The sequence below is a fragment of the Sphingomonas sp. Leaf33 genome, from assembly GCF_001421785.1.
GTDB lineage: Bacteria > Pseudomonadota > Alphaproteobacteria > Sphingomonadales > Sphingomonadaceae > Sphingomonas.
On record NZ_LMLB01000018.1, the window covers coordinates 1 to 402 of the forward strand.

At 51.5% G+C, this 402-nt stretch carries 1 rRNA gene (only partly in view); it reads left to right on the forward strand.

The features are described 5' to 3' along the window. Positions 1 to 402 (forward strand): 23S ribosomal RNA (locus ASE86_RS15535); its annotated part runs 1,037 nt beyond the window's last position; the annotation flags it as partial.

Below are 402 nucleotides of genomic sequence, written 5' to 3' on the forward strand. Positions count from 1 at the left end.
GTCGTGCCTGGTAGGCAAATCCGCCGGGCTTAGATGAGGGGTGATAACGAGTCTGCTTGCAGACGAAGTGAGTGATACCCTGCTTCCAGGAAAAGCCACTAAGCTTCAGCTATTGACGACCGTACCGCAAACCGACACTGGTGCGCGAGATGAGTATTCTAAGGCGCTTGAGAGAACTCAGGAGAAGGAACTCGGCAAATTGATACCGTAACTTCGGGAGAAGGTATGCCCCAAGTAGGTGAACTCGTACAGAGGGAGCCCAACGGGGTTGCAAAAAATCGGTGGCTGCGACTGTTTAATAAAAACACAGCACTCTGCAAACACGAAAGTGGACGTATAGGGTGTGACGCCTGCCCGGTGCTGGAAGATTAAATGATGGGGTGCAAGCTCTTGATTGAAGTC